22 protein-coding genes and 1 pseudogene are annotated in these 22,387 nt (G+C 68.5%); 16 read left to right on the top strand and 7 right to left on the bottom strand.

Annotation, left to right across the window (positions count from 1 at the left end; translation table 11 throughout):
* The first annotated feature begins 158 nt into the window (after positions 1-158).
* The 11 genes from ACGFIW_RS18295 to ACGFIW_RS18245 all read left to right on the top strand — a co-directional run bounded on the left by ACGFIW_RS18295 (position 159) and on the right by ACGFIW_RS18245 (position 12,286).
* Entirely contained in the window at positions 159-1,274 is a 1,116-nt protein-coding gene (locus tag ACGFIW_RS18295) for a hypothetical protein (RefSeq protein ID WP_393316714.1), read from the top strand.
* 26 nt (positions 1,275-1,300) lie between these two features.
* Positions 1,301-1,933 (top strand): adenylate kinase family protein, encoded by a 633-nt coding sequence (locus ACGFIW_RS18290; protein WP_393316711.1) that lies wholly within the window; start codon positions 1,301-1,303, stop codon positions 1,931-1,933.
* Entirely contained in the window at positions 1,923-2,789 is an 867-nt protein-coding gene (locus tag ACGFIW_RS18285) for a hypothetical protein (protein ID WP_393316708.1), read from the top strand. Before ACGFIW_RS18290 ends, ACGFIW_RS18285 begins: the two co-directional genes overlap by 11 nt.
* The gene (locus tag ACGFIW_RS18280) at positions 2,786-3,811 is read left to right on the top strand and encodes a pyruvate kinase (RefSeq protein WP_393316705.1); all 1,026 of its coding nucleotides are present in this window, start codon (positions 2,786-2,788) and stop codon (positions 3,809-3,811) included. Before ACGFIW_RS18285 ends, ACGFIW_RS18280 begins: the two co-directional genes overlap by 4 nt.
* 48 nt (positions 3,812-3,859) lie before the next feature.
* Positions 3,860-5,026: an acyl-CoA dehydrogenase family protein gene (locus ACGFIW_RS18275; protein ID WP_393316702.1), complete on the top strand. Its 1,167-nt coding sequence runs from the start codon at positions 3,860-3,862 to the stop codon at positions 5,024-5,026.
* Between the two features lie 16 nt (positions 5,027-5,042).
* Positions 5,043-6,254 (top strand): hypothetical protein, encoded by a 1,212-nt coding sequence (locus ACGFIW_RS18270; RefSeq protein WP_393316699.1) that lies wholly within the window; start codon positions 5,043-5,045, stop codon positions 6,252-6,254.
* 2 nt (positions 6,255-6,256) lie between these two features.
* Complete coding sequence (locus tag ACGFIW_RS18265; RefSeq protein ID WP_393316696.1) at positions 6,257-7,258, top strand: methyltransferase; 1,002 nt, start codon at positions 6,257-6,259, stop codon at positions 7,256-7,258.
* On the top strand, positions 7,255-9,024 hold the full coding sequence (locus ACGFIW_RS18260) for an ABC transporter ATP-binding protein (protein WP_393316694.1): 1,770 nt from the start codon (positions 7,255-7,257) through the stop codon (positions 9,022-9,024). The genes ACGFIW_RS18265 and ACGFIW_RS18260 overlap by 4 nt, the downstream gene beginning before the upstream one ends.
* Complete coding sequence (locus ACGFIW_RS18255; RefSeq protein ID WP_393316691.1) at positions 9,021-10,979, top strand: ABC transporter ATP-binding protein; 1,959 nt, start codon at positions 9,021-9,023, stop codon at positions 10,977-10,979. The genes ACGFIW_RS18260 and ACGFIW_RS18255 overlap by 4 nt, the downstream gene beginning before the upstream one ends.
* 46 nt (positions 10,980-11,025) lie before the next feature.
* Positions 11,026-11,904 (top strand): hypothetical protein, encoded by an 879-nt coding sequence (locus ACGFIW_RS18250; RefSeq protein ID WP_393316688.1) that lies wholly within the window; start codon positions 11,026-11,028, stop codon positions 11,902-11,904.
* A 175-nt stretch (positions 11,905-12,079) separates the two neighbouring features.
* Positions 12,080-12,286 (top strand): phosphopantetheine-binding protein, encoded by a 207-nt coding sequence (locus ACGFIW_RS18245; protein ID WP_393316685.1) that lies wholly within the window; start codon positions 12,080-12,082, stop codon positions 12,284-12,286.
* Between the two features lie 120 nt (positions 12,287-12,406).
* Here the strand turns inward: ACGFIW_RS18245 and ACGFIW_RS18240 are convergent, their stop codons facing one another.
* A complete protein-coding gene (locus ACGFIW_RS18240) occupies positions 12,407-13,612 on the bottom strand; it encodes an esterase-like activity of phytase family protein (RefSeq protein ID WP_393316682.1) in 1,206 nt (401 codons plus the stop codon).
* 202 nt (positions 13,613-13,814) lie between these two features.
* On the bottom strand, positions 13,815-14,630 hold the full coding sequence (locus tag ACGFIW_RS18235; RefSeq protein WP_393316680.1) for an alpha/beta fold hydrolase: 816 nt from the start codon (positions 14,628-14,630) through the stop codon (positions 13,815-13,817).
* Positions 14,631-14,660: 30 nt separating this feature from the next.
* On the opposite strand from ACGFIW_RS18235, the pseudogene ACGFIW_RS18230 reads away from it, so the two are divergent.
* Positions 14,661-14,882, top strand: a pseudogene (locus ACGFIW_RS18230) (winged helix-turn-helix transcriptional regulator); the annotation flags it as partial.
* A 14-nt stretch (positions 14,883-14,896) separates the two neighbouring features.
* Here the strand turns inward: ACGFIW_RS18230 and ACGFIW_RS18225 are convergent.
* Complete coding sequence (locus ACGFIW_RS18225) at positions 14,897-15,607, bottom strand: siderophore-interacting protein (protein WP_393316677.1); 711 nt, start codon at positions 15,605-15,607, stop codon at positions 14,897-14,899.
* Positions 15,608-16,162: 555 nt separating this feature from the next.
* On the opposite strand from ACGFIW_RS18225, the gene ACGFIW_RS18220 reads away from it, so the two are divergent.
* Positions 16,163-16,696, top strand: a complete 534-nt coding sequence (locus ACGFIW_RS18220) for a hypothetical protein (RefSeq protein ID WP_393316674.1) — start codon at positions 16,163-16,165, stop codon at positions 16,694-16,696.
* Between the two features lie 259 nt (positions 16,697-16,955).
* Here ACGFIW_RS18220 and ACGFIW_RS18215 read toward each other — a convergent pair whose 3' ends face one another.
* The gene (locus ACGFIW_RS18215; RefSeq protein WP_393316671.1) at positions 16,956-18,524 is read right to left on the bottom strand and encodes a mucoidy inhibitor MuiA family protein; all 1,569 of its coding nucleotides are present in this window, start codon (positions 18,522-18,524) and stop codon (positions 16,956-16,958) included.
* Positions 18,525-18,642: 118 nt separating this feature from the next.
* Between ACGFIW_RS18215 and ACGFIW_RS18210 the strand changes: the two genes are divergently transcribed.
* Positions 18,643-19,308, top strand: a complete 666-nt coding sequence (locus ACGFIW_RS18210) for a GAD-like domain-containing protein (protein ID WP_393316668.1) — start codon at positions 18,643-18,645, stop codon at positions 19,306-19,308.
* A gap of 116 nt (positions 19,309-19,424) precedes the next feature.
* Positions 19,425-19,694: a hypothetical protein gene (locus tag ACGFIW_RS18205; protein WP_393316666.1), complete on the top strand. Its 270-nt coding sequence runs from the start codon at positions 19,425-19,427 to the stop codon at positions 19,692-19,694.
* Between the two features lie 102 nt (positions 19,695-19,796).
* Here the strand turns inward: ACGFIW_RS18205 and ACGFIW_RS18200 are convergent, their stop codons facing one another.
* A complete protein-coding gene (locus ACGFIW_RS18200; RefSeq protein WP_393316664.1) occupies positions 19,797-20,708 on the bottom strand; it encodes a GNAT family N-acetyltransferase in 912 nt (303 codons plus the stop codon).
* A 285-nt stretch (positions 20,709-20,993) separates the two neighbouring features.
* Between ACGFIW_RS18200 and ACGFIW_RS18195 the strand changes: the two genes are divergently transcribed.
* Positions 20,994-21,263, top strand: coding sequence for a hypothetical protein (locus tag ACGFIW_RS18195; protein ID WP_393316662.1), 270 nt, complete (start codon positions 20,994-20,996; stop codon positions 21,261-21,263).
* A 68-nt stretch (positions 21,264-21,331) separates the two neighbouring features.
* Here the strand turns inward: ACGFIW_RS18195 and ACGFIW_RS18190 are convergent, their stop codons facing one another.
* A complete protein-coding gene (locus tag ACGFIW_RS18190) occupies positions 21,332-22,036 on the bottom strand; it encodes a cation transporter (protein ID WP_393316660.1) in 705 nt (234 codons plus the stop codon).
* Positions 22,036-22,380, bottom strand: a complete 345-nt coding sequence (locus ACGFIW_RS18185; protein WP_393316658.1) for an ArsR/SmtB family transcription factor — start codon at positions 22,378-22,380, stop codon at positions 22,036-22,038. The genes ACGFIW_RS18190 and ACGFIW_RS18185 overlap by 1 nt, the downstream gene beginning before the upstream one ends.
* Between the last annotated feature and the right edge of the window lie 7 nt (positions 22,381-22,387).

Genomic DNA, 22,387 nt, shown 5'->3' with positions numbered 1-22,387 from the left:
CGACGGAGCACGACTCCGCTCTAATCCAAGCCCGCGAGGAGGTCCTCGCAACACTGAGCAAGTATTCGTCGCACGGGCCCACGCACGCCTCAACCTGCTATGTCTGGCCATCGTCCGAGTGCCCGGTCGGGTGTGGGCACTGCAACTACGCCACCCCGATGTCTCTGAACCGGCTCGCTCGTTACAGCGTGGCACGGGACCCTGAGCCGGTCCTTCGGGTGGTGAACGGCATGGGCCTGTGGAAGGCCGTGCTCTCCGGCGGCGGTGAGCCGATGGTCGAGCCAGAGTTCTGCGAGCGCTTCGTCAACGAAGTCGACTCGCCGAACCTTGAGGAGATCGAGCTGATCACGAGCGCGCACTTCGCCGCGGACGAGGCCGAGACGCTCGCCCGGCTGAACGCCCTCGTCGCGGCCTGGCGCAGTCGAGCCGCTCACCTGGCGCGTGCCAGCCTGACAGTCCGGATCAGCCTCGACTGGTTCCACGCCCAGCGGATCGGCGTCGAGCCGGCGGCGCGTGTCATCGAGATGTTGGGCAAACCGGGGTTCGAGGATGTTCACTGCTACATCCGGTCGGTGCTGCTGGAGCGCGACACCACCACCGCGGATCTGTGTGCGCGCCTCGGCGGTCAACTGACCGAGGTGCGCGACTACCAGCAACGGATCCAGTTGCCGGACGGGCGTGAAATTCTGGTCTATTACAAGAACCTCATCGTCGACGGCCGGATGAACCAGCGTAAGCTCTCTCGGCTGCCGGTCGACCTGCCCACCGAGTCGAAGGCCGACGTGTTCGGCAAGCGCTTCGTCGGTGAGAGCGGTGAGCACGTTCCGGCCCGCACCTACAACGGCCCGCAGGTACGGCATCTCGATGGTCTGGCTTGTCTGATCCTTGACGACGGCAGCCTGCGTATCTTGGAGGGAAACGACCCGCACCGCAGCCCCAGCGCAAGGGCGGTGAGCGGTTGGGACGAGGCCATCGAGTTCCTCTACACCGACCCCCTCACGGTGTACCTCGTAGACCACGGGCCACAGTCGTTGGCTCAGTTGCTGGCGCAGTCCTTTCCGGATGCCGCCCGGGTGGCAACCGACACCAACCAGCTGTACCACCTGACCGAGCTTCTCCTTGCCACCCCCGAACGTCGTCTGTGCGCGATGCTGTACGCGCTCGACATCCACCTGAAAGAAGGCCGAGTCACTGCCGACCGGGCCCTGGTGGAGCAGGCATGGCGCAAGCTGGCCGAGCACGGTGTGGCGGTGCCCACCCGGGAGGCGCCGTGACCCGCGGCGACGTTCGGATCTACCCGGTGGTCGGACCACCCGGAGCGGGCAAGACGACAGCGCTGCTGTCGTTGGCGGCGGTACACCCGTCGTTGGCTCGCTTCGGTGTCCGGGACTATGGCCTCGATCTCGCCGACGCGGGTCACCCGTTGGGCCTGGAGCTGCGGGGGGATCTGCTCCGCGGTGCGCTCCTGTCCGACCGCCTCGTCCGCCAGGAGTTCACGCATTTTCTCGATCACCTGCCGAAGCGGGCCGACGTCGTCACGGTCGAAGGGTATCCACGAGACCTGGCCCAGACCGAGGACTTCTTCGAGGTGGTCCGGGCGGCAGGCGCTCGCGTGGCGGCTATGGTCGTCATCGATGCGCCCGACGACCTTCTGTGGACGCGGGTGGCACAGCGGAAGATCTGTGCCACCTGCGGCCGTCCGGTCGCCGGGGATGCCGCAATCCGTTGCCCGAGGTGCGGCGGGTCGGTCGTACGGCGAGGTGACGACGAAGAAGAGCGGGTTGCCCGTCGGGTCGCCGACTACCGCCGGCTTGCCGCCGAGGTGGGCGAGTACTTCGGCCAGCGTGACCTGCTCAGGACAGTAGACGGAACGCGTGGCGTGGCCGTGGTGCGTGAGGAGCTGCAGGAAGTGTTGATGAGCGATGACCGTTAACGAAACCGCTGAGGGACTAGTCAGTACGGAGATGATGGAGATGCGCCGGGCGGCGCTGGACGCGATGGCCGACCTACCCGGTCAGAGCCCTGCGAGCCCGCCCTTCGCGGGCGTCCGGGTTGATGGGGGACCGTTCCTGGCCGCCGCGCCGTCGGATCGGGTGCCAGGTGCTCTGGTTGCGGCGATCGTCGATCGGCTGGACCGTACGGTCGGCCGAGAGGGGTGCGGCGCAGCTCTGGTAACGGGGTTGTCTGGCGTGTTCGATCTCGCGGCGACGCGGCGCTTTCATGAGGCTCTCTTCCGCGCGGTGTGGCGCGAGATCGAGCCGATGGTCGGTGCCGAGGTGCCCGGTAGGGGGTACCGCACGAAGGTGAATCTGACGGCGGACGGTGCGATCCCGCTCGAACTGTACGGCAGCCGTTGGAGCTTCAAACAAATCCACATGGACCGGGACGCCCTGCTGTTCTCGCACTGCTACGGTCCGGTCTCCGGCTACGACGGTGGTGAGGTGATCCTCGCCGACGCACGCTCCTATCTGAGTCGCCACCGCGCGCGCTTCACGGACCTGTTCGAGTGGTCGGAGGAGCCCACGCCCGGCAGCAAGCCGGTGTTGCGAGCCGAACACCAGTCAGATGTGATGGCCGAGTGTGGCGTCAACCTTGGCTGCCTCGATTCCGACCAGATTCTCTTCGTCAACAACCTGCCCAGCGCCGGCATCCTGCACGGCGCCACGCCGGTTCAGGTGCGGGATCCGGCCAACTATCTCCGCGAGTTCCACCGGTGCAGCGTGCGACGGCTGGCCGACGGCGAAGACGGTGACGCGGCGGCAGACGTGGACGGGGGCAGCTCAAGATGACAGCGGTGTCGCGCAGGACCGGGATCATCGGGACGCTGGGGCCGATCAGCGAGACGCGTGCGTGCATCGACGGACTCGTCGCTGCCGGGCTCGACACCGTGCGGCTCAGCATGAGCAACGGGACACGAGACCGGCACCGCGCGACCGCCCGATGGGTTCGCGAGATCGCCTCTGAGCGCGCCCGTCAGGTGACACTGCTGGCCGACCTGCAGGGTAGAAAGAACAGGCTGGGTCGATTTCCCGACGGTGGCGCCGAGTGGGCCATTGGTGAACAGGTCCACCTCACCGCCGAGCCCGGCCCGCTGGATACCCATCGCACGTGGACCACCTACCCCTGGGACGTCGACCTGACGCCGGCTGGCGCCGCGGTGTTCATCGACGACGGCGCTGTCGTGTTGTCCGTGCAGGAGGTGCGCCACGACGAGCTGAGATGTGTCGTGGTCAATGGTGGTTCCGTCACCGATGGTCGCGGCGTGACCCTGCCCGGAGGGACCGTCTATCCACCCGGGCTGACCGATCGCGACGTCGAGGATCTGCTGTTCGCCCGTGACCTGGGTGTCGAGGCGGTCGCGCTCTCGTTCGCGGAACAGGCCGAGGACTATCACGCGGTCCGCGCGCTGGCGCCCGATGTGGCCATTATCGGCAAGGTGGAGAGCCCAGCGGCGATGCGCCAACTGCCCGCCCTCGCGGACGCGTTCGACGGACTGATGGTGGCACGAGGTGACCTGAGCCTGGAGATTCCGTTCGAGGACGTACCAGCGGCGCAGGAGGCTGTGATTGATGCCTGTATCCGTCGAGGCAAGCAGAGTATGGTCGCGACCCACGTGCTGCACTCGATGCGTGTGCACGTCCGGCCGACGCCCGCGGAGGTGGCAGACGTCGCGGTGGCGGTCCGAACCGGCGCTGGTGGCCTCTTGCTGACCGGGGAGACAGGATACGGCCGACACCCTGTCCATGTGGTGGATGTGTTGCGCCGACTTATCGAACGTGCGGAGAGGGATTGGCCGCCGGTCCACCGGTAGACGGGGTGTCGCGCCCACTCCCATGGTTTCTTCAGACGAGGAGTACGGATGTCACGGGGATCGATTCTTGCCCAGCCGGTCGTGTCGGTGGTCCGCGATCACGCGGCGAGTCATGACGAGGACGCCACCTTCCCGGTCGAGGCGCTGGCCGCGATGCGTACGCACGGTTTGCTCGGGATGCTGGTGCCGACCGAGTACGGCGGCCTGGGCGCGGACCTGTCGACGTTCCTCGAAGTAGCGTCCGAACTCTCCGCGCACTGCCTGTCGACCGGTCAGATCTGGGCGATGCACTGCTTCCAGGTGGATGCCATCATCCGGTACGGCTCGGTCGATCTGAAAGCCACGCTGCTTCCCAGGATCGCCGCCGGCGAGGTGTACATCGCGTCGGTGACCAGCGAGGGCGGCCGTAAGGCCGACCTTCTCAGTGCTGTCGCGCCCCTGCACCTGGACGGCGACCGTGTTGTCATCGAGCGGGCGGCGCCGGTGGTCACCGGTGGACGGTGGGCGGATGGTTTCCTCATCACCATGCGGGCCTCGGCCGACGCACCGGAGTCCGACGTGTCTCTGGTCTATGCCGATCGCGCCGATCTCAACGTGGAATCGACGAGCCAGTGGAACTCCCTGGGAGTACGGGCCACGGAAAGTGTGGGGATGCTGTTGAAGGGAGCGGTGCCGTCCCACAACGTGGTCGGCGGATCGGCCCGCTTCCCCGAGATCGCCAGGGAGAGCATGGTGCCGATGTCGCATCTCGGTTGGTCGGCGTGCTGGCTGGGCACGGCCCGGGGCGCCCTCCGTGAGCTGATCCGGTGGTCAGGCAAATCCCGTGACTCGCGCCATGGCGGGTCCGGCCCGTCGGATCTCTTCTACGAGCGGATCGGGCGGGTCCGGGTGGCGCTCGAGCTTGTCAGTTCCTACCTGGGACGGGCACGCGAGGAGGTCGAGCGTGCCAGGCTGTCCCAGCAACCGCTCAGCAGCCCCCGTCATCGCCTACAGCTGAACACACTGAAGGTAGTGGCGTCGGACCTCACGTTTCGCGCGATCGACGACATGCTCCAGCTGGCTGGCCTTCGGACCGGATATCTGAAGGACTCGGAAATTCCGCTGGAGCGGCACTTCCGCGACCTGCGTTCGGCCGCCCTCAACCACGGCAACGACGGTCTTCTGGTGGGCATCGGGGCACTGACCATGATGGACCGCGGCGTCGCGCTGATTTGAGAGCGGGGCAACAGACATGCCTACCTACGTGATTCAGCTCGCCAGACCGGTGCCGGCCTCGCACAGTGACCACCTGTCCCAACGGGTGTTCTATGTTGCTCCGGACATCACCAACTTCACCCTCCTCTGGGAGGGCGACCGGGTCACCGGCGTCGAACTCACCACCGGGGGCGAGACGGACCCGCGGACTCTGGCCCGGAACATCGAGGAGATCAGCCGGGCCGAGGTGCTACCGCAGCGGCTCCTCGCGTCCGACGTGGTCTGGCGGTCGCCGCACCCAGTGGTCACGGCTACCGACATCTTCGCCGAGTTGGTGAAGCGGGGCGTGGTGTGCGAAATGGGCGAAGGCGCAATCGCGACCGCTGCTCCGTTCACTCAGGTCCTGGAGGCGCTTGACCGACAGCTCAGCAGCATCGCGACCGACCGCTTCCAAGCGGTGGAGTACCGCTATCCAACCCTGATCAAGACGTCGGCGCTGCGCCTGGGCAACTATCTGAGGTCGTTTCCTCAACTGGTCATGTACGCGGGTCGGCTCACGTCCGATCTGGAGAACTACCGGCGGTTCCTGGACGAGATCGACGAAGGTGCCGACGCGGACGGATTGCTCACGCGACATGGCGAGCACTCCGGTTACTGCCTGCCGCCGACCATGTGTTTCCACACCTACCACCAGTTGAGCGGCACCACACTCGCCGGCGACGACTCCGTCATCACCTCGCGCGGACAGTCGTTCCGGTTCGAGTCCCGCTACCAACGATCGCTCGAGCGGCTCTGGGACTTCACCATCCGGGAGATCGTCTTTCTCGGTGACGAGCGTGCCGTGACGAATCGGCGTGAACGGTTCCTTCATGCGGCCGGCGAACTGGTTGCCGACCTTGGCCTCGCGGGTGTGGTCGAGTCCGCCGACGACCCGTTCTTCGGCGACCGCGAGGTGGCCCGACGCGGATTGGCGCAACGACTGAGACGGTTGAAGTACGAACTGCGGGTACCTGCCGAAGATGGCCGCACCATGTCGGCGGCCTCCTTCAACCTGCACGGCACGATGTTCGGCGAGGCCTACGACATCCGGCTACCGAGCGGGCAGAAGGCGCACACGGCCTGTGTAGGTTTTGGACTTGAGCGCTTTACGTTCGCGCTCTTCTGCCAGCACGGTGCGGATCCGGCCGCCTGGCCGGAGCACGTCCGCGACAGGCTCGTCCTGCCCCCACGGCACACATCAAGGGAGTAGCCATGAGTTCACCGGCCATGGATCGGGCCTATCTCAGGTCGATCGCCCTGGGATACCGGCTCAGCCAGGCGCTGTTTGTCCTCGCGGAACTCGGCGTGGCGGATGTCCTCACTCGTGGGCCGGCTCCGGCGCAGGCAATCGCGGAGAAGACCGGCGCCGATCCCGCCGCGCTGCGACGACTCCTACGGGTCGCCCAGGCGATGGGGCTCGTCGCCGCGCAGGCCGACGGACTTCTGACGCTTACCGATCGGGGCCGCCTACTCTGCCGGGACGCCGAGGATTCGATGTGGCCGCGAGTCCGCTCGGTGGGCGAATCCTGGCACTGGGGCCCGTGGCGGCGACTGCTGGACACCGTGGTCGCTGGCAGGTCCGCGTTCGAGATGGAGCATGGCATCAGCTCCTTCGACTACTTCGACCGTACGCCCGGCGCGGGTGACACCATGATGAATCGAGTCACCGACGAGGCACGTCAGCGCGGATACGCCATCGCGGATGCCTTCGACTTCTCCTCGGTCCGGACCGTGGTAGACGTTGGTGGCGGTCGGGGTGGCATCCTGGCCGCGATTCTCCGGCGCCATCCGCACCTGCGCGGGGTGCTCTTCGATCTTCCCTACGCCGTGGCCGACGCGGACACCGTCTTCAGCGAGTCGGGTGTCGCGGACCGGAGCGAGGTGGTCGGCGGAGACTTCCGCGTGGATCTGCCGACAGGCGGGGACGTCTATTTACTGTCCGCTGTGGTGCACAGCTGGAGTGACGACGAGTCCGTTCGACTGTTGAGCCGCTGTTTCACCGAGACCGATCGGGTGCTCGTGGCGGACGAGGTGATCGACCCCGACTCGGTGCAGATGGACGCACTGCTGAAGGACCTCCAACTTATGGTGTTCTCGGGGGGTCGGCTGCGATCGCTGGAGGAGTACCACGAGCTCTTCGCCCGCGCCGGGGCGAAGACGGTGCGACACGCGCCCCTCAGCAGAAACGAGGTACTGGTGGAAGGAGCCCGGTGAGGTACGTGGCACTGGCCGCCCAGCCCAGCGATCGGGCGCTGTGGCGGCTGCTCGCCGTCTACGCGAGGCCCTACCGGGCGACGGTCGCTCTGATCGTGGTGCTGCAGTCCGTCCAGACGATCGCACTGCTCTACCTGCCCACACTGAATGCCGACATCATCGACAACGGCGTTGTCAAAGGTGACACCGCCAGGATTCTGCATACCGGTGTGGTGATGGGAGTGGTGACGCTTGCCGAGATCACCGCGACCGCCTTCGCCGTACGGCTGAGCGCACGAACCGCACTGGCGGTCGGCCGAGATCTCCGCGAGTCCGGGTTCCGCCAGGTGCAACGCTTCTCGGCACGTGAGATCCAGCAGATCGGCGTCCCGTCGCTCGTCACCCGCACAACGAATGACGTCCAGCAGGTACAGATGCTGTTTCTGTCCGCCCTGACCATCCTGGTGGTCGCGCCGGTCATGGCGATCGGCGGGATCGTCATGGCCGTCGCGCAGGACGTGGCATTCTCGCCTCTCCTCATCGGCGTCGTGGTCCTGCTCGGGATCGTGGTAGCCGCTCTGATCCGACGGATGCGGCCCCTGTCGTATCGGGTGCAGGCACAGATTGACGCCATCAACCGGGTGCTCCGGGAGCAGATAACCGGCATCCAGGTCATCCGTGCCTTCGCCAAGGACCGGTTCGAGCAGGACCGTTTCGCCCGCGTCAACCGCGAGCTCGCCGACGTGTCGATCCGGCTCGGTCGGGTCAGCACCCTGCTCCTGCCGGTCGTGGTCAACCTGGTCTGTGTCTGCAGTGTCGCGGTGGTCTGGATCGGCGCGATCCGCATCGAGGCCGGCGGCACGCGGATCGGCGCCATCACCGCGTTCCTCACCTATCTGGTTCTGGTCCAGGGCGCGGTGTTGACCGCCGCCTTCGTCATCATGGGGCTGTCGCGCGCCGAGGCGTCCGCGACACGGATCGAAGAGGTGCTGCGGACCGAACCGAGTGTCGTGCCGCCAGCCACCGCCGTGCGGTCGTTGCCCCACCGTGGCCATCTGGAACTCCGCGACGTGCGGTTCGCCTATCCGAACGCCGATCAGGACGTTCTGCACGGGGTGGACCTGTCGGCCGATCCTGGCTCCACCACCGCCCTCGTGGGGTCCACGGGATCTGGGAAGTCGACGGTGATCGGGCTGGTCTGCCGGCTTTTCGATCCCACCAGCGGCCAGGTGCGCGTTGGTGGGGTCAACGTGCGAGACCTGGATCGGGCGATGTTGTCCCGGACCGTGGGCCTGGTCCCGCAGAAGGCTCAGCTGTTTCGGGGAACGATCGCCTCCAACCTGCGTACCGGTAAGCCCGAAGCATCCGATGAGGAGCTTTGGCAGGCGCTCGAGATCGCCCAGGCCCGCGAGTTCGTGGAGGAGATGGACGGCCAGCTCGACGCCGAGGTTTCGCAGGGTGGCGGAAACCTGTCGGGCGGGCAGCGTCAACGGCTGTCCATCGCGCGCGCCCTGGTGCCGCGACCGCAGATCTACCTGTTCGATGACTGTTTCTCGGCTCTGGACTACGCGACGGATGCGGCACTCCGGGAGGCTCTGACGACCCATCTGGTCGATGCCACCATCCTCGTCGTGGCGCAGCGGGTCAGCACCGTGGCGCGGGCAGACCGCATCGTCGTTCTCGACCAGGGACGCGTGGTGGGCGCCGGCACCAACGACGAATTGTTGAACAATAGTCCGGTCTACCGTGAGATTGTCCTCTCGCAAATGGGGGAGCGCGTGGCATGAGCCGTAAACCGACGGCCAGGGTGCCGCGTCCGGCGAGCCGACGCCTGACGGCGGGCGACAGCGACGCCGCTGAGCCGGCCGGGTTCCAGCGCACGGCGCGACGGCTGCTCGGGCTGATCCGGCCTCGTCGACGGCTCGCCGCGGTGGCGGTCGTGGGCGCGCTCAGCATTCTGCTGAACGTGGCCGGTCCCCTGATCCTCGGTCACGCCACCGACCTGATCTTTTCGGGCATCGTCGGGCGCCGGTTCCCGGCGGGCATGACCAAGGCCGAGGCCATCGAGCAGCTCCGCGACTCCGGCCAGCAGGAGATCGTCCCTCTGCTGAACTCGGTCAATTTCCATCCTGGCCGCGGCATCGACTTCACAGCGCTCGGCCTGACACTCCTTGCCGCCCTCTGCGTGTACGTGCTGTCCGGATTGTTCTGGGCGCTACAAGGCAGACTGACCACCACGCTCGTGCAACGGACGGCGCAGAACCTGCGCCGGCAGGCCGAGGAGAAGCTGTCTCGCCTTCCGTTGTCGTTCTTCGACCGGCAGCCGCGCGGCGAGGTGCTGAGTCGTACGACGAACGACATCGACAACGTGGCGACCAGCATGCAGCAGACGATCAGTCAGATCACGAACTCATCGCTACTGCTCGTCGGCGTACTGGCGGTGATGTTCTGGATCTCACCCCTGCTCTCGGTGATCGCGCTGATAGCCGTGCCCGCCTCCATCCTCGTGACAAGGGCGCTCGGCAAACGGTCCCAGGCGCACTTCTCCAAGCAGTGGGACCTGACTGGCGAACTCAGCTCCTCGATCGAGGAGGCATACTCCGGGCACATGGTCGTCAAGGCCTTCGGCCGTGAGGCCGAGATGGAGGCCGCGTTTCGGAAACGGAACGAGGAACTGTACCAATCCGGGGCTCGCGCTCAGTTCGTCAGCGGAATGATCGGGCCGGCCACAACTCTGCTCGGAAATCTCAGCTATGTGCTCGTCGCCGTGATCGGCGGATTGCAGGTGGCATCCGGCGTCCTGTCCATCGGCTCTGTCCAGGCGTTCGTCCAGTACTCCCGCCAGTTCACCCAGCCGCTGATGGCCCTCGCGAACCTGTCCAACCTCGTGCAGTCCGGGGTGGCGTCCGCGGAGCGTGTCTTCGAATACCTCGACGAACCCGAGGAGGTCCTGTCCGTAGGTGCGCCCGCTGCCGTTCGTCTGCCCGGTGCGATCAGGGGGAATGTCCGCTTCGAGTCGGTCAGCTTCCGCTACCGGGTCGATCAGCCGTTGATCGAGGATCTCTCGTTGACCGCGGAGCCCGGCCAGCTGATCGCCATCGTCGGTCCGACGGGCGCGGGGAAAACGACCCTGGTCAACCTGCTGATGCGGTTCTACGAGCTGACGGGCGGTCGGATCCTCATCGACGGTGTCGATATCCGTGATCTCGACAAGGAGATCCTCCGGGCCAACATCGGCATGGTGCAGCAAGAGAGCTGGCTGTTCCACGGCACTGTCCGGGACAACATCGCATACGGCCGGGAAGACTCGGATGACGTGGCCATCCAGGCCGCCGCGACGGCGGCCCGGGTGGACCATTTCATCCGTACCCTCTCGGACGGTTACCAGACGGTGGTGGGCGACGACGGGGTCGGGGTGAGTGCCGGTGAACGTCAGCTCATCACGATCGCCCGTGCGTTTCTCGCGGACCCCCCCATCCTTGTGCTCGACGAGGCGACGAGCTCAGTGGATACCAGAACGGAGCTTCTGATCCAGCAGGCCACCGCCCGGCTGAGGCAGGGCCGCACCAATTTCGTGGTGGCGCACCGGCTGTCGACCGTGCGGGAGGCCGACCTCATCCTGATGATGGACCACGGCAGGCTCGTCGAGAAGGGCACGCACGACGAACTTCTGGCCGCCGGGGGCGCCTACGCGCGTATGTACCACGCGCAGTTTGCCGTGCCCGCTACCGGGGGGAAATAGGGTGCCAGACATGAGGCCGAGCGGTGCGTCATTCGGTGTGGGACTGGTGAGCGGCCCGACCGTCGTGTCGTACGTCGCCGCCGCCGTCGCATCGATACGACGGCACAACGCACACGTCCCGGTCACGGTGTATATCGACGAGGCGAGCCCGGAGTTGCACCGCCTCGTGCCCGCTCTGGCGGTCGACGTGGAGCGGGTCATCACCGGCACCGAGAACATGTGGGCGCCATCGCCGACGGAGCGAGACTCGCTGTCAGCCCAACTGCTGAAGATCAAGTCGCTTCTCCGTACCGGACATGACTCCTATCTCTATCTGGACCCGGACAGTCTGGTGCTCGGCGACGTCGGTGACATCCAACTCGACCTTCGTCACCTGCTGGGTGACCACGCCGACGTCTTCTTGCTCCCGTACCGGGCTGAGCCGACGGTCTGGGGGAGTAGGCACCGATACTTCGACGACCCGGAGATCGACGAGGAGACCGCACATGCTCTTCTCAACGAGACATACGCGCTCTCCCTGCCCGTCGCGGTCCTCGGTGAGCTCAGACGCTGGGACAGTGGTGTGATCTACGGTTCGGGCGCCGCGCTGCGATTGCTCGCGAATCGGTGGATGGAGCTGCACCGCCGCATGCTCGGCGCACTCAGGCGACCGTCGATACTCGCCCACGACGAACTCAGCCTCTCGGTCGCCCTTTGGGAGCTGCGCGACTTCATCCGGGTTGCCGAACTACCCGAGCGGTGGAATTTCAGAGCCGGTCCGCTGCTCGGCCTCGGACCGGACACCCCTGAGATCCAGCCGTCGGCTCTTGCCGGCGTGCGGGTCCTGCGACTGGCAGGAAACAGGCTCGACGCCTGGGGCCTGCGGGAGGTGCGGGCCGCGCTCCACGGGTTGGACATCGATGGGCCTCTCGGCAGGGCTACCTGAACCGCCGTCGAGAGCCCGGCCCGGGCGATGTGGACAGTCAGACAATGTGCCTTGACGAAGTGACGGATGAGGGGGTCGGGTAGCTGTGGTTGAAGGTGGAACGACTGATGCGGCGACGGTGGCCGCGGGGTGGCCGGAGGGTTTCGAAGACCTGCTACGGGCGAATCTTCCCGAGATGAGCGCCGAGACCGTCATCACGCCGGACTTGAGCCTACCGGCGCAGGGCCTCGATTCCATGGGCACCGTCAGTCTGCTCCTGGCCCTCGAAGAGGAGTACGAGGTGAGTCTGCCGGACGATCTGCTGAACGTGGAGACCTTCGCGACGGCTGGCCGGCTCTGGTCGGTATTCGAGCAGTTGGGCGTCGGCAACGGTAAGTCGTGATCAAAGCACTACGCCCGGTGCGCCTGGGACCGTGAGCTGACAGCACCCGCTCCGCCGGGGCCTGGGACAGCCGCTCGACGAGCTGTCCCAGGCCTGCCGTGGGAGACGGAACCGGCCCGCTCAGTAGCGACGCAGGACGCGCCTGTCGGCATCCAGGCCGCGGTCCAGCCTGATCACGATGAACTCGTTGTTGTCCGCCTGGCCGACCGTGCGGCCCGAGGAGGACGGGAAGTTGTTGTCGTTGAGGACGGCGATCGTACGGTCGTCGAGGATCACCACGTCCTCGATGGTCTGGAACGGGAACGTGAAGGTGCTGCCGAATCCGCCGACGTGCCGCGGGTTGGCGATGTTCATCAGGTCGGCGACAAGCGTCTTGTCGAGGCGTCCGTCCCGGTTCCGGTCGCGCTTGTCGGCCAGGTAGATCCGCTTCACCTTTGCCGTCTCACCCTGGCCGTTGTCCCGTTCGATGATCAGGAAACGGTCGCGGTCGACCATGATCGCGTCACCGATCGCGTGGTCGGCGGCGTCGAGCGCGTAGGTCCAGTGCCGCCCGGTGTACGTGTTGGTCCGGACGTCGAACTCGTTGAGCCGGAGCGTGCCCGTGGGGTCGCCGGCGACCGTGCCTTCGAGCAGCGGATAGAGCGTGCCACCGTCCGGTGACTGGGCCATGCCCTCGAAGCCCTTGCTGCTGGAGAGGTTGGCCGGGGTCGTGCCACGGGTCGGGTTCTCGGGAGCGAACACGCCGGGCAGTTGCACCGGCGCCTGTAGGAGGCGGCCCGCGCGGTCGAAGTGCAGCAGGTACGGACCGAACTCGTCACCGATCCAGTACGTGCCGTCGGCCGTCCGAGTGATCGACTCGACGTCGAAATCGGCACCGGTGAGCACGCGATCGGCGCGGGTGAGAGCGAACGGAACCTTGCCGTACGGGTCGGTCAGGTTGATGCCGCCGACCACGTCGACGCCGCCACTGGCGAAGCCGGGCGCGACCCGCTGGATCCGCAGCAGGAAGTCGGCGCTGTTGGCCTTGTTGCCGAAACCGTTGTCGGACAACACGTCGAAGGTGCCGTCGGTGTTGCGAAGGACGCCACTGAACCCCTGGATCGGTTGGTCGACGAACGGCGGGATGATGCCGTTGACCGGGGCCGTGCCGAGTGACGAGCCGGACGGCTCGCTACCGGGAACGAAGGTCGCCGCCGGCAACATGGCGAACCTGACCAACTCGGCCCGGTGCCGCGTGCTCTGCTCGGCCGCGGACGCCGCGCCCGGCAGCGTCAGGATCAGCGCGGCCACCGCAGCACCCAGGCCGACCCGCTTGCTTACTGCCATCAATCCTCATCTCGTCGGCAACGAAGGACCATGGTGATCCGATGGCAAGGTAGGGAGACGCGGTGAACTCGGACTGGCCACAGGGAATCCGCGTCCGAACCGTGCGGTGACCCTTCGAGGCGACCCGCGACAGGTGCCGTCCGGGCAGGGGTCACGGCGGCCGAGCACGTGATCCCACGGACGACCGGATGCTGGTGCTCGGCTAACGGGACGTGGCGGAGCCGACGCGGAGCAACTGCGCGACGGCGTCCGGGCGGTCCAGTGGCACGATATGGCCGCTGCGGGGGACCAGCTCACCGGAGAGATCGTGGGCGATGGGGGAGAGTTGCCGGTGGAGCAGGTCGCCGACGGTGTTGCCGCCGACGGCCAGGGTGGGTGTGGTCAGCCGGCCCGCCGCGGCGATCGCTGCCGCGTTCTGTTCGGCGGCGCGGTAGTAGCCGAAGCCGCAGCGCAGCGCCTCACGACCGGTGTACGCGCTGACGAATGCGTCCCGGATCTCCGGGGGCACCCCCCGACGTTCGAAGGTGCCGGCCAGGAGGAACCAGTCGAGGTATTCGGCCTCGTGGCCTTCGAGCACCGTCTCGGCCAGCCCGGGGGCCGTGTGGAAGCCGAACCACCACGGTGGTGCCGGGAAACCACCGGGCAGGCCGGGCAGCGTCGCCTCCATCAGCACCAGGCGGCGTACCCGGGTCGGGTGTTGGGCGCCGAGCAGGAAGGCGGCGGGCACGCCCGCGTCCAGGGCCACCACCTCGGCCTGCTCGACCCCCAGCGCGTCGAGCAGGCCGAGCATGTCGGCGGCGCCGGTCGCCGCGTCGAACCCGTCCGCCGCGCGGGCGCTGTCGCCGAGCCCTCGCAGGTCTGGTGCGATGACGCGACGCCGCCCATCCAGCAACGGCAGCACCTCGCGCCAGACCTGCCAGGTGTGCGGCCAGCCGTGCATCAGCAGCACCGGTGGGCCCTCGCCGTCCAGGGCGACGTTCAACTCGGTGCCGTTTGTCCGGATCCTGCGCAATTCCATGTCTGATCTCCTGGCGCGGAGCTACGTCGCCGCGCCCCGGGGGTGTCGAACAAGATGCTGTCGCAGACGCTGCGAAGCCTGTGCCGCGACGGCCTGGTCACCCGGCGCGTCGAGGCGAGCGTTCCGCCGCGCGTCCACTACGCGCTCACCAGCCTGGGTCTCTCCCTGGACACCCCGCTGGCGGTGGTCCGGGCCTGGGCCGAGCAGCACGTCTCCACAATCGAGGAACACCGTCGCGGCCCTGGCCAGTAGTGGCGCCGCGCGGCTCAGTCGAGGCCGGTGCGGCCCTCGGCCCAATATGCCTTGCCCATGACCTGCCGGGGTTTGCGCTCCCACCCACGACTGTCCCGCCGTACGGCGTGCACCGTCGCCGCGTCGCCGGTCACGACGAGGGTGTACGGCGCCTGGACGGCCGCCGCGCGGCAGTGCTGGAGAAGCTCGACCCGGCGGGCGTCCTTCGGGACGACCGCCACTCGTTCGGTGATCCCCAGTTGGGCGAGTACGTCGGTGAGTGCGCGGGGATCGCGCGCCTCGAAGACATGCGACGTCTCGGCGGGAACGGTGCGCAACGCGAGGGCGAGCGCCACGCTGGTCTCGTCCCCGACGAAGAGCACGGGACCGGTGGCCCCGCGCAGGTCGATGGAGCGCCGTGGCCCGAAGACCCCACAGCTCTGGCCCTCCGCCACCCGCTCGAACCACTGCCCCGCCGGACCGTCTCCGTGCGTGTAGGCGACCAGCTCCGTCACACCCCGGACGGCGTCCCAACTCGTCGGTGTGTAGGTGCGCAGACTCATCGAGCCGCGCCGCGGACGGAGCTGGAGTTTCGCTCCGGGCACCCAGGTCGCCTTTCGGAACGCCTCGGCCGACAGCGTCATCCGAATGAACTCGGGTGAGAGGCGGCTGAGGCCGGTGACGTGGGCGTCGTCCAGCATCACACCACTGGCGAGGTCGGCCAGGCGTTCCGCGAGTCCGGGCATTGGTCCTCAATTCAGGCGTGGTGGTGGTGCGGCCAGCTGCTTCTGCGCTGGGTCATCCCGTAAGTCGTACCCGATCGGCTTCTCGCTCTGGAACCCGAGGTGGCGCAGGAACCGGCAGCCTAGCCGGCACCGCGCCGATCACCACTGCCCGGGAGCTTGCCCGTTACCCCGATCGGCCGAGTTAAACACATCGATCGGGCCCGCTCCGCGCGACGCTCGACCGTCCCATGTCCCGAGCCCGCTCCCCGAGAGAACCGGATCGTCCCACCACCTCAGGCCATCCCGCCCACCGGGGGACGCGCGTCGATCCACCAATGCGTAATTCGGCTGACGCCGCTTCCGGCAAAGGATGACGTCGCCCACCGATCGAGGGCGTGCCGAGATCCTGTCGACCGGCAAGGGCGAGGCCGACGACATCCGATGAGCGAACAAGGGACAGTCTGCCGCGCCGTAACGCGCAATGCCTTTCGCGTTCCCCAGAACCGTGGCCATACTCTACGCGTCCAACCGAACGCCCTGGGTGACATGCCCGGGCGTCTGCTGACAGGAGATGACGTGCTTAGACGCGCTTCCACGCTGGGGGTCGCTCTGCTGGCCTGCTTCGCCTTCATCGGCGTGAACGCCTTGCCGGCGCAGGCGTGGGTCCCCGAGTGCCCCGTCGACTCGGAGTGTGGCGGTGGCGGTGGCGGTGAGGGTGGTGGTGGCGGCGGCACCCCACCCGCCCCGACCTACAACCTGCAGGGCGTCATCCAACTGGAAGACACCGGCCACGAAGGAAGCTGGCCACTGCGTGCGGGTGGCGTCAAGGTCCGCGGCTACTCCCGGCTCGCCACCTGGGGCAACGACCGGGTGGACGCCTACTACATAAACGTCAGGTGTTCCGCAAGCGTGCTCAGCTACTCCACCCACGACTATGACTCCGAGAACAACGGGGCCCTCGTCGACGTGACCTTCTGGTCTCCGACCGTCCCGGTCACCGGCGTTCCCGTCCAGTCCCGCACGGTCACGGTCAACTGCATCCACCACGCCGAGAAGAACGGCGTCAACTACGACACCACAAGCACCGCCCAATTCGTCATTTCCGAGTGATTCCCCGCGGGGGCGGTCCGGACCGGACCGCCCCCGCAACCGGACGAACCTCACCACCGGGCGGTGACAGCATGCTCCGCCGGCTCCAGAGGAGGGACTACGTGCTGGCCGAGCCCGATCTGAGCCCGGCGGCGGGTGATCGTGACCCTGCGGCCGGAGCGGCACAACGTTGGATCGTCTCCGCAGCGACACCGCGCACCGGTCGGCCCGACACGTCGTCGCCGGACCGGTCCGCTGTCCGACCACGGAGATGAGGTGCCTACTCCCGCCAGCCGGTCAGTTCCACCCCCTTGGCCAACTCCACCCGGAAGCCGACGGTGATCTCACCGCTCTCGCCCGGCGCGAGCGACAGCCGCCAGGCCAGCTCTCCCAACTCCGTACGCTCGGTCGGGACCGGCGCCAGGGTCGTCTCCCGCACCACCACCGCCTCGTCGCGGGACACCGGCAACTGGTCGCGTACCTCGACGGTCGCCGACCGCGGCGTGTGGTTGGCGACGGTGATCCGGTAGTCCACCTCCCGCCGCCGCGTCGACCCGAGCGCGGCCCTGGTCTCCGAGCGCCGGTGCAGCTTCCGCTCCACCCGCAACCGGTCGTCGACTCCGAGCCCCAGCTCGATCTCCTCGCCGGGCGCCCACATCGGCAGCCCGGTGGCCGCGACGAAGTCGGCGCCGTGGAAGACCGCCGCCGGACCGGGCAGCATCGTGTGGTCCGACGTGTTGCGTACCGTGGCACGCAGGTGCGCCTCGGCGGCGCGGACCGGCACCGTCACGTGGTCCAGTTGGGCCGGCAGCTCCAGCACGGCGATGGTGGCTCGGTGGGCGCTGCCGTCGGCCGGCACCGCCGCCGGCCGGGCCGGCCGGTAGGTGGCCGCGCTGACGCCCTGCTCCACCTGGGCGACGCTCTCCTGCAACCGGGCCCGGGGCACCGCGGACGGGGCCGGCGCCCCACCCGGTGCCGGGGGCGGCATCCCGACCGGCACGGCCGCCGCCGCGCCCGCGACCGGCATCGGCCGAGACCGGTCGAGATACCAGGGCGACAATTCGGGTACGGCGGTCGTCGCCGCAGGCCGGGCGGTCGAGAGCCGGAGCTCGCACTCCGGCCAGTCCTCGCCGGTGCTCTGGCTGACCAACCCGAACCAGGTGACGGTCATCGTGTCGTCGACCAGCCGCAGGTCGTAGGAGGGCTGCCACACCGCGCCGTCGACCAGATAGGTCAGCTCCAGCTCCACCTCCGCGCCGTCGTCCGCCACCGAGACCGTCACCTCGGCGGCCAACCGGTCCGGCGTCCGCTTGCCGCGTGCGGCGTTCAGGTCGCGCTCGACCGCGGCCAACTCCGCGGCCAAATCGGTGCGCCGCCGAGACAGCCCGCGCCGCCGGCCGCGTGACTCGGCGAGCTGACCGGCCACCGAGTCGGTGAAGGACGCCACGTCGGTCGGCGTCGCCTCGCCGGAGGCCAACGCCCGGGCGTACGTGCCACCGGCGCGCTCGGCCAACCGGGTGAGGAACTCCCCGCGCTGCTCCTCGACCGCGTCCGCGTCCGCGAACTCGGCCAACTCGTCGTTCAGCTCGCGGCGTCGCTGTTCGAGGCCGACGATCTGCGGGTCGGCGCTGTGGGCCTGCCGCCAGGTGGTCACGTCCACACCGAGCACCGTTGCCGCCCCCCGCCCACCGACCCGGATGGAGTCGCGCCGCAGGCCGAGTGGGAGTGGCGCGAGGCGTAGGCGGTGCTCGCCGGCGGTCAGCCGAGGGCTGCATCGGCGGGTGACCCGGGCCCGGTCCGGGTAGACGGTGACGGCGACGATGGGTGCGTCGATCTCGGTGCTCTCCACGGCGCGAGGGTAGTGCAAACGGCCATCCTCAGTCGGCCGCGGCGAGGGCCACCGGCGGATAGGCTGCGGCGCGTTGGCCGAGCAGGCAATTGACTGGCGATGCGAGGGAGGTAAACCGATGGTGCATGTTGACGTAGCGGAATTGGCCGAGATCTGGGGACCTCCAACCCGTTCCGAGCCGGTCGGCGCTGATCGGCTGGCTCAGTATGCGGGTGCAGTGCCCGATCTGCTGCTGGCGTATTGGCGAGAGTACGGATTCGCCGGCTTCGCTGACGGATCGTTCTGGTTGTGTGATCCGGACGTGTGGCAGCCGGCGGTCGACGCATGGACAGACGGCCTCGTGCTACCGAGAGAAGATCGATGGATTGCGGTGAGCCGCAGTGCGTTCGGCGATGTGGGGGTGTGGGGGCAGCAGACGGGTTCGCGGTTGACGATCACTGCGCAGTACGGGTGGGTGGTCCCTTCCAATCGGTCCGGCCGCGAGCTGTCCGACGAGGCCCGCAACGACCTGCTGTACGCGCTGTTGATGTGCCAGGACCGCCGCAGTGTCGACCTCCGCGGCGCTGACCAGGAGCCGTTGTTCGAACGGATACTCGCACTGCGTGGCCCGGTGGGCCCCGACACCATCTACGGATTTGTCCCGGCGCTGGGTCTCGGCGGGGCGCTGCGTCCCGATCGGGCGGAGATCTTCGACGGACCCGTCCATCTGGAACTGCTCGCCGAGATCTCCGAGCGTCGCGTCGTGGACGAAGAAGACCTCCTGCACATGTGGATCGGTCAGTGACCGGCCCAGGCCCTGCCGGCGACCGGACGGCAGCCGAGCACCCGCCGGCCACGGCCGCGCCGCCGTGGGTGCCCGTCGAACGGCCGACCGGACAGGCGTTGACAGGGTGGCGGCCAGTGCGGGCCACCGAGACGGGTCTGAGCGGACGTGCCGCGCGCCTCCTGACCAGTGAGCCGACCGACGACGCGGGATGGCCGGCCGACCTGCCGGCCGGTGTGCCGGACGTGGTCATCGTCGAGGACACTCCCAGCCCGACAGCCACTCTCAAGGTGCGGACCAGCGGGAACGCCGCGCCGAAGACCGCACGGGTCAGGTTTGACCAACTCGCCGTGCACGACACGTACGGAGAGGGTGACAGCTGTCGCGCGACTGCCGGAGCGGGGTGACGACGGGCGGTGGTGCCGGTGAGTCTGATCCAGGCGGGTGTCACCGTGGCGACGACGATGCTGGCGGTCCTGATCGGCGGGCGACCTTACCGGCCTACGCCGTCAGCGGACGATGACCAGGTTGGCCATGTCGACGACCGGCCGGTAGCCGAGGGTGGCGTAGATCTTGTTCGAGGTCGGGTTGGCCTGGTCGGTGAACAGGCAGGCCCGCGCGCCCTCGGCCCGGATCCGCCGGGACACCTCGGCGACCGCGTTGCTGGCCCAACCGCGTCCGCGCTGGGCCGGCGGCGTGTACACCGGGCCTATCCGGGCCACCCCGAACGACGGTGGGTTGGCCCCGGTGAGGTGCACCGGCTCGCCGGTCTCGTCGACCCAGAACCAGAGTCGTCCACTGCGGATACGGCGCAGCAGCTCCGCGTGGTCGGGCACATCGCGTGCACTGGTGCCGCGCGGGCGGCCCGCCTGTTCGTCGGCGTCGCCCATGAACGCGGTGCACCACTCGGTGACCAGTGCCACGTCGGCCTCGGTCGCGACCACCAGGCCGCCCGGCACCGGTGGCGGCCACGCCAGCTCGCCGAGCTCGTGCAGCCGGGTGTGCTGGGTGACCTGGACTCGACCACCGCCGAGCCGGGTCAGCTCGGTGGCGCACAGGTCAGCGGCGGGCAGGGCCCCGTTGACCCCGAGGACCTCCTCCTCGCGCTGGTGCAGCGCGTGGGCCAGCGCGACGGCCGCCTCGTCGGGCATGGGCAGCAGGAACGGCGGGTAGGGCGAGTATGGCGCCGTGCGCATCCCGGCACCGACCACCGTGCCGGAGTCGTCGCTGACCACCAGCCACCAGTTGCGGTCGGGCTGCCCGATCCCCTCGGCCCGTTGCGACAGCAGCCGGTGCGCGATGGAGGTGACGACCGTGCTGACGACCGGATCGGCGCCCAGGTAGTCACCCGCGGCGGCCAGGAACTCGCCCGGGTCACGGTAGAACCGCAGCCGCAACCCGGCCATCGAGACAGTGCTCATCCGCGTACGGTAGCCACCGCCGTGCCCCGGTGACACCGAGATTCCGTCCTGGTTGCCGGTCGGGGCGGGACTGCCTGACGTGGCCCTGTGATGTACGAGGGTCGCTGCGCGGACGGGTACGCGGCCGATCTGCTCACCGACGCAAGCGGCCTGGACCGGCTGACTCAGCAGCTGACGCCTGGGCGCGCCGTCCCATGGCGGGTGTGACCGGGGCGGACGGTACGGGGGACAGGGCGTCGTGGTGGGTGGGCAGCGGGCGGCCGGCGGTACGCGGACAATGGGGGGATGAAGCGAGAGGTACGCCTGATGCGGATGACCGGGACGCGCGCCGATGGTGCGGTGGCGACGGGTGCGGTGGCGACGGGCGCGCGGGCCGCGGGGGCGGCGTCGTTCGGTGCCCTCGCCGTGGGGGCGCTGGCGGTCGGGGCCGTGGCCGTGGGGGCGCTGGTCATCGGGCGGCTGGCGATCCGCCGGGCGGTTGTGCGGGAGCTGCGTGTCGGCCGGTTGGAGATCGACGAGTTGGTGGTGCACAGTCGAGGCAGTGCCGAGGAATAACCGGCACCCGACCCACCACACACCCACCGGTCCCGCCGCACCGGTGCGCGGTCGTCCCGTAGGTCCAATCAGCGGTTGTCGGTGGTGCAGCACCCGTTGGCGGCGCCGCCCGAGGCGGGGGAGCGCAGGGCGGCGCCGGGGGCGCAGCAGTTGTCGCCACGCCAGGCTTCGCGGCCTTCCTTCACCGCGACCGCGGCGATGATCAACGCGGCGGCGGGGTCGGCCCACCACCAGCCGAACAGCGAGTTGACCGCCAGCCCGACCAACAGCACCGCCGAGAGGTACGTGCACAGCAGGGTCTGTTTGGAGTCCGCGACGGCCGACGCCGAGCCGAGCTCGCGTCCGGCGTGGCGTTGCGCGGCCGACAGCACCGGCATCACCGCCAGGGACACCGCGGCCAGGACCAGGCCGATCGTGGAGTGCTCCGCGCGGTCCGCGCCGACGAGCGCGCCCACCGATTCGACTGACACGTACGCGGCGAGGGCGAAGAACGACAACGCGATGACACGCAGCGCGGCGCGTTCCCGGCGTTGGTGATCGGGGCCGGAGAACTGCCAGGCGACGGCGGCGGCGGAGGCCACCTCGATGACGGAGTCGAGCCCGAACCCGATCAGCGCGGTCGAGGAGGCCATCCTGCCAGCGGTGATCGCCACGATCGCCTCGACGACGTTGTAGGTGATCGTCGCGGCGACGAGGAGACGCACCCGCCGGATCAGGAGCGAGCGGCGGGCCGGTGCCGGGCCAATCGACACCAGCGGGGTTGGCGCGTTCATCAGCAGCAGCCCTCGGACTCGGCGGCCGGGCAGGCGGCCGGATCGACGGCCAGGACCAGGCCGAGGAGGTCTCCGAGGGCGTGCGCGAGTCGGGGGTCGGCCAGTTCGTAGCGGCTGCGTCGGCCTTCTGGCACCGCGACGACGAGGCCGCAGCCTCGCAGGCACGCCAGGTGGTTGGACAGGTTCTGCCGACTCGTGCCCAGCAGGTCGGCGAGGTCCGCCGGGTAGCCGGGCCCCTCGCGCAGAGCGAGCAGGAGCCGGGCGCGGACCGGGTCGGACAGGGCGTGACCGAAGCGGGCGAGGACCTGCCCGTGCGTCAGAGTCTCCACCAACCAACAGTACATCGCTTGA

Source organism: Micromonospora sp. NPDC048935 (assembly GCF_043197875.1).
Taxonomy (GTDB): Bacteria; Actinomycetota; Actinomycetes; order Mycobacteriales; family Micromonosporaceae; genus Micromonospora.
Note: the sequence above shows the minus strand (reverse complement) of the source record. Positions and strands in the feature narration are given on the sequence as shown.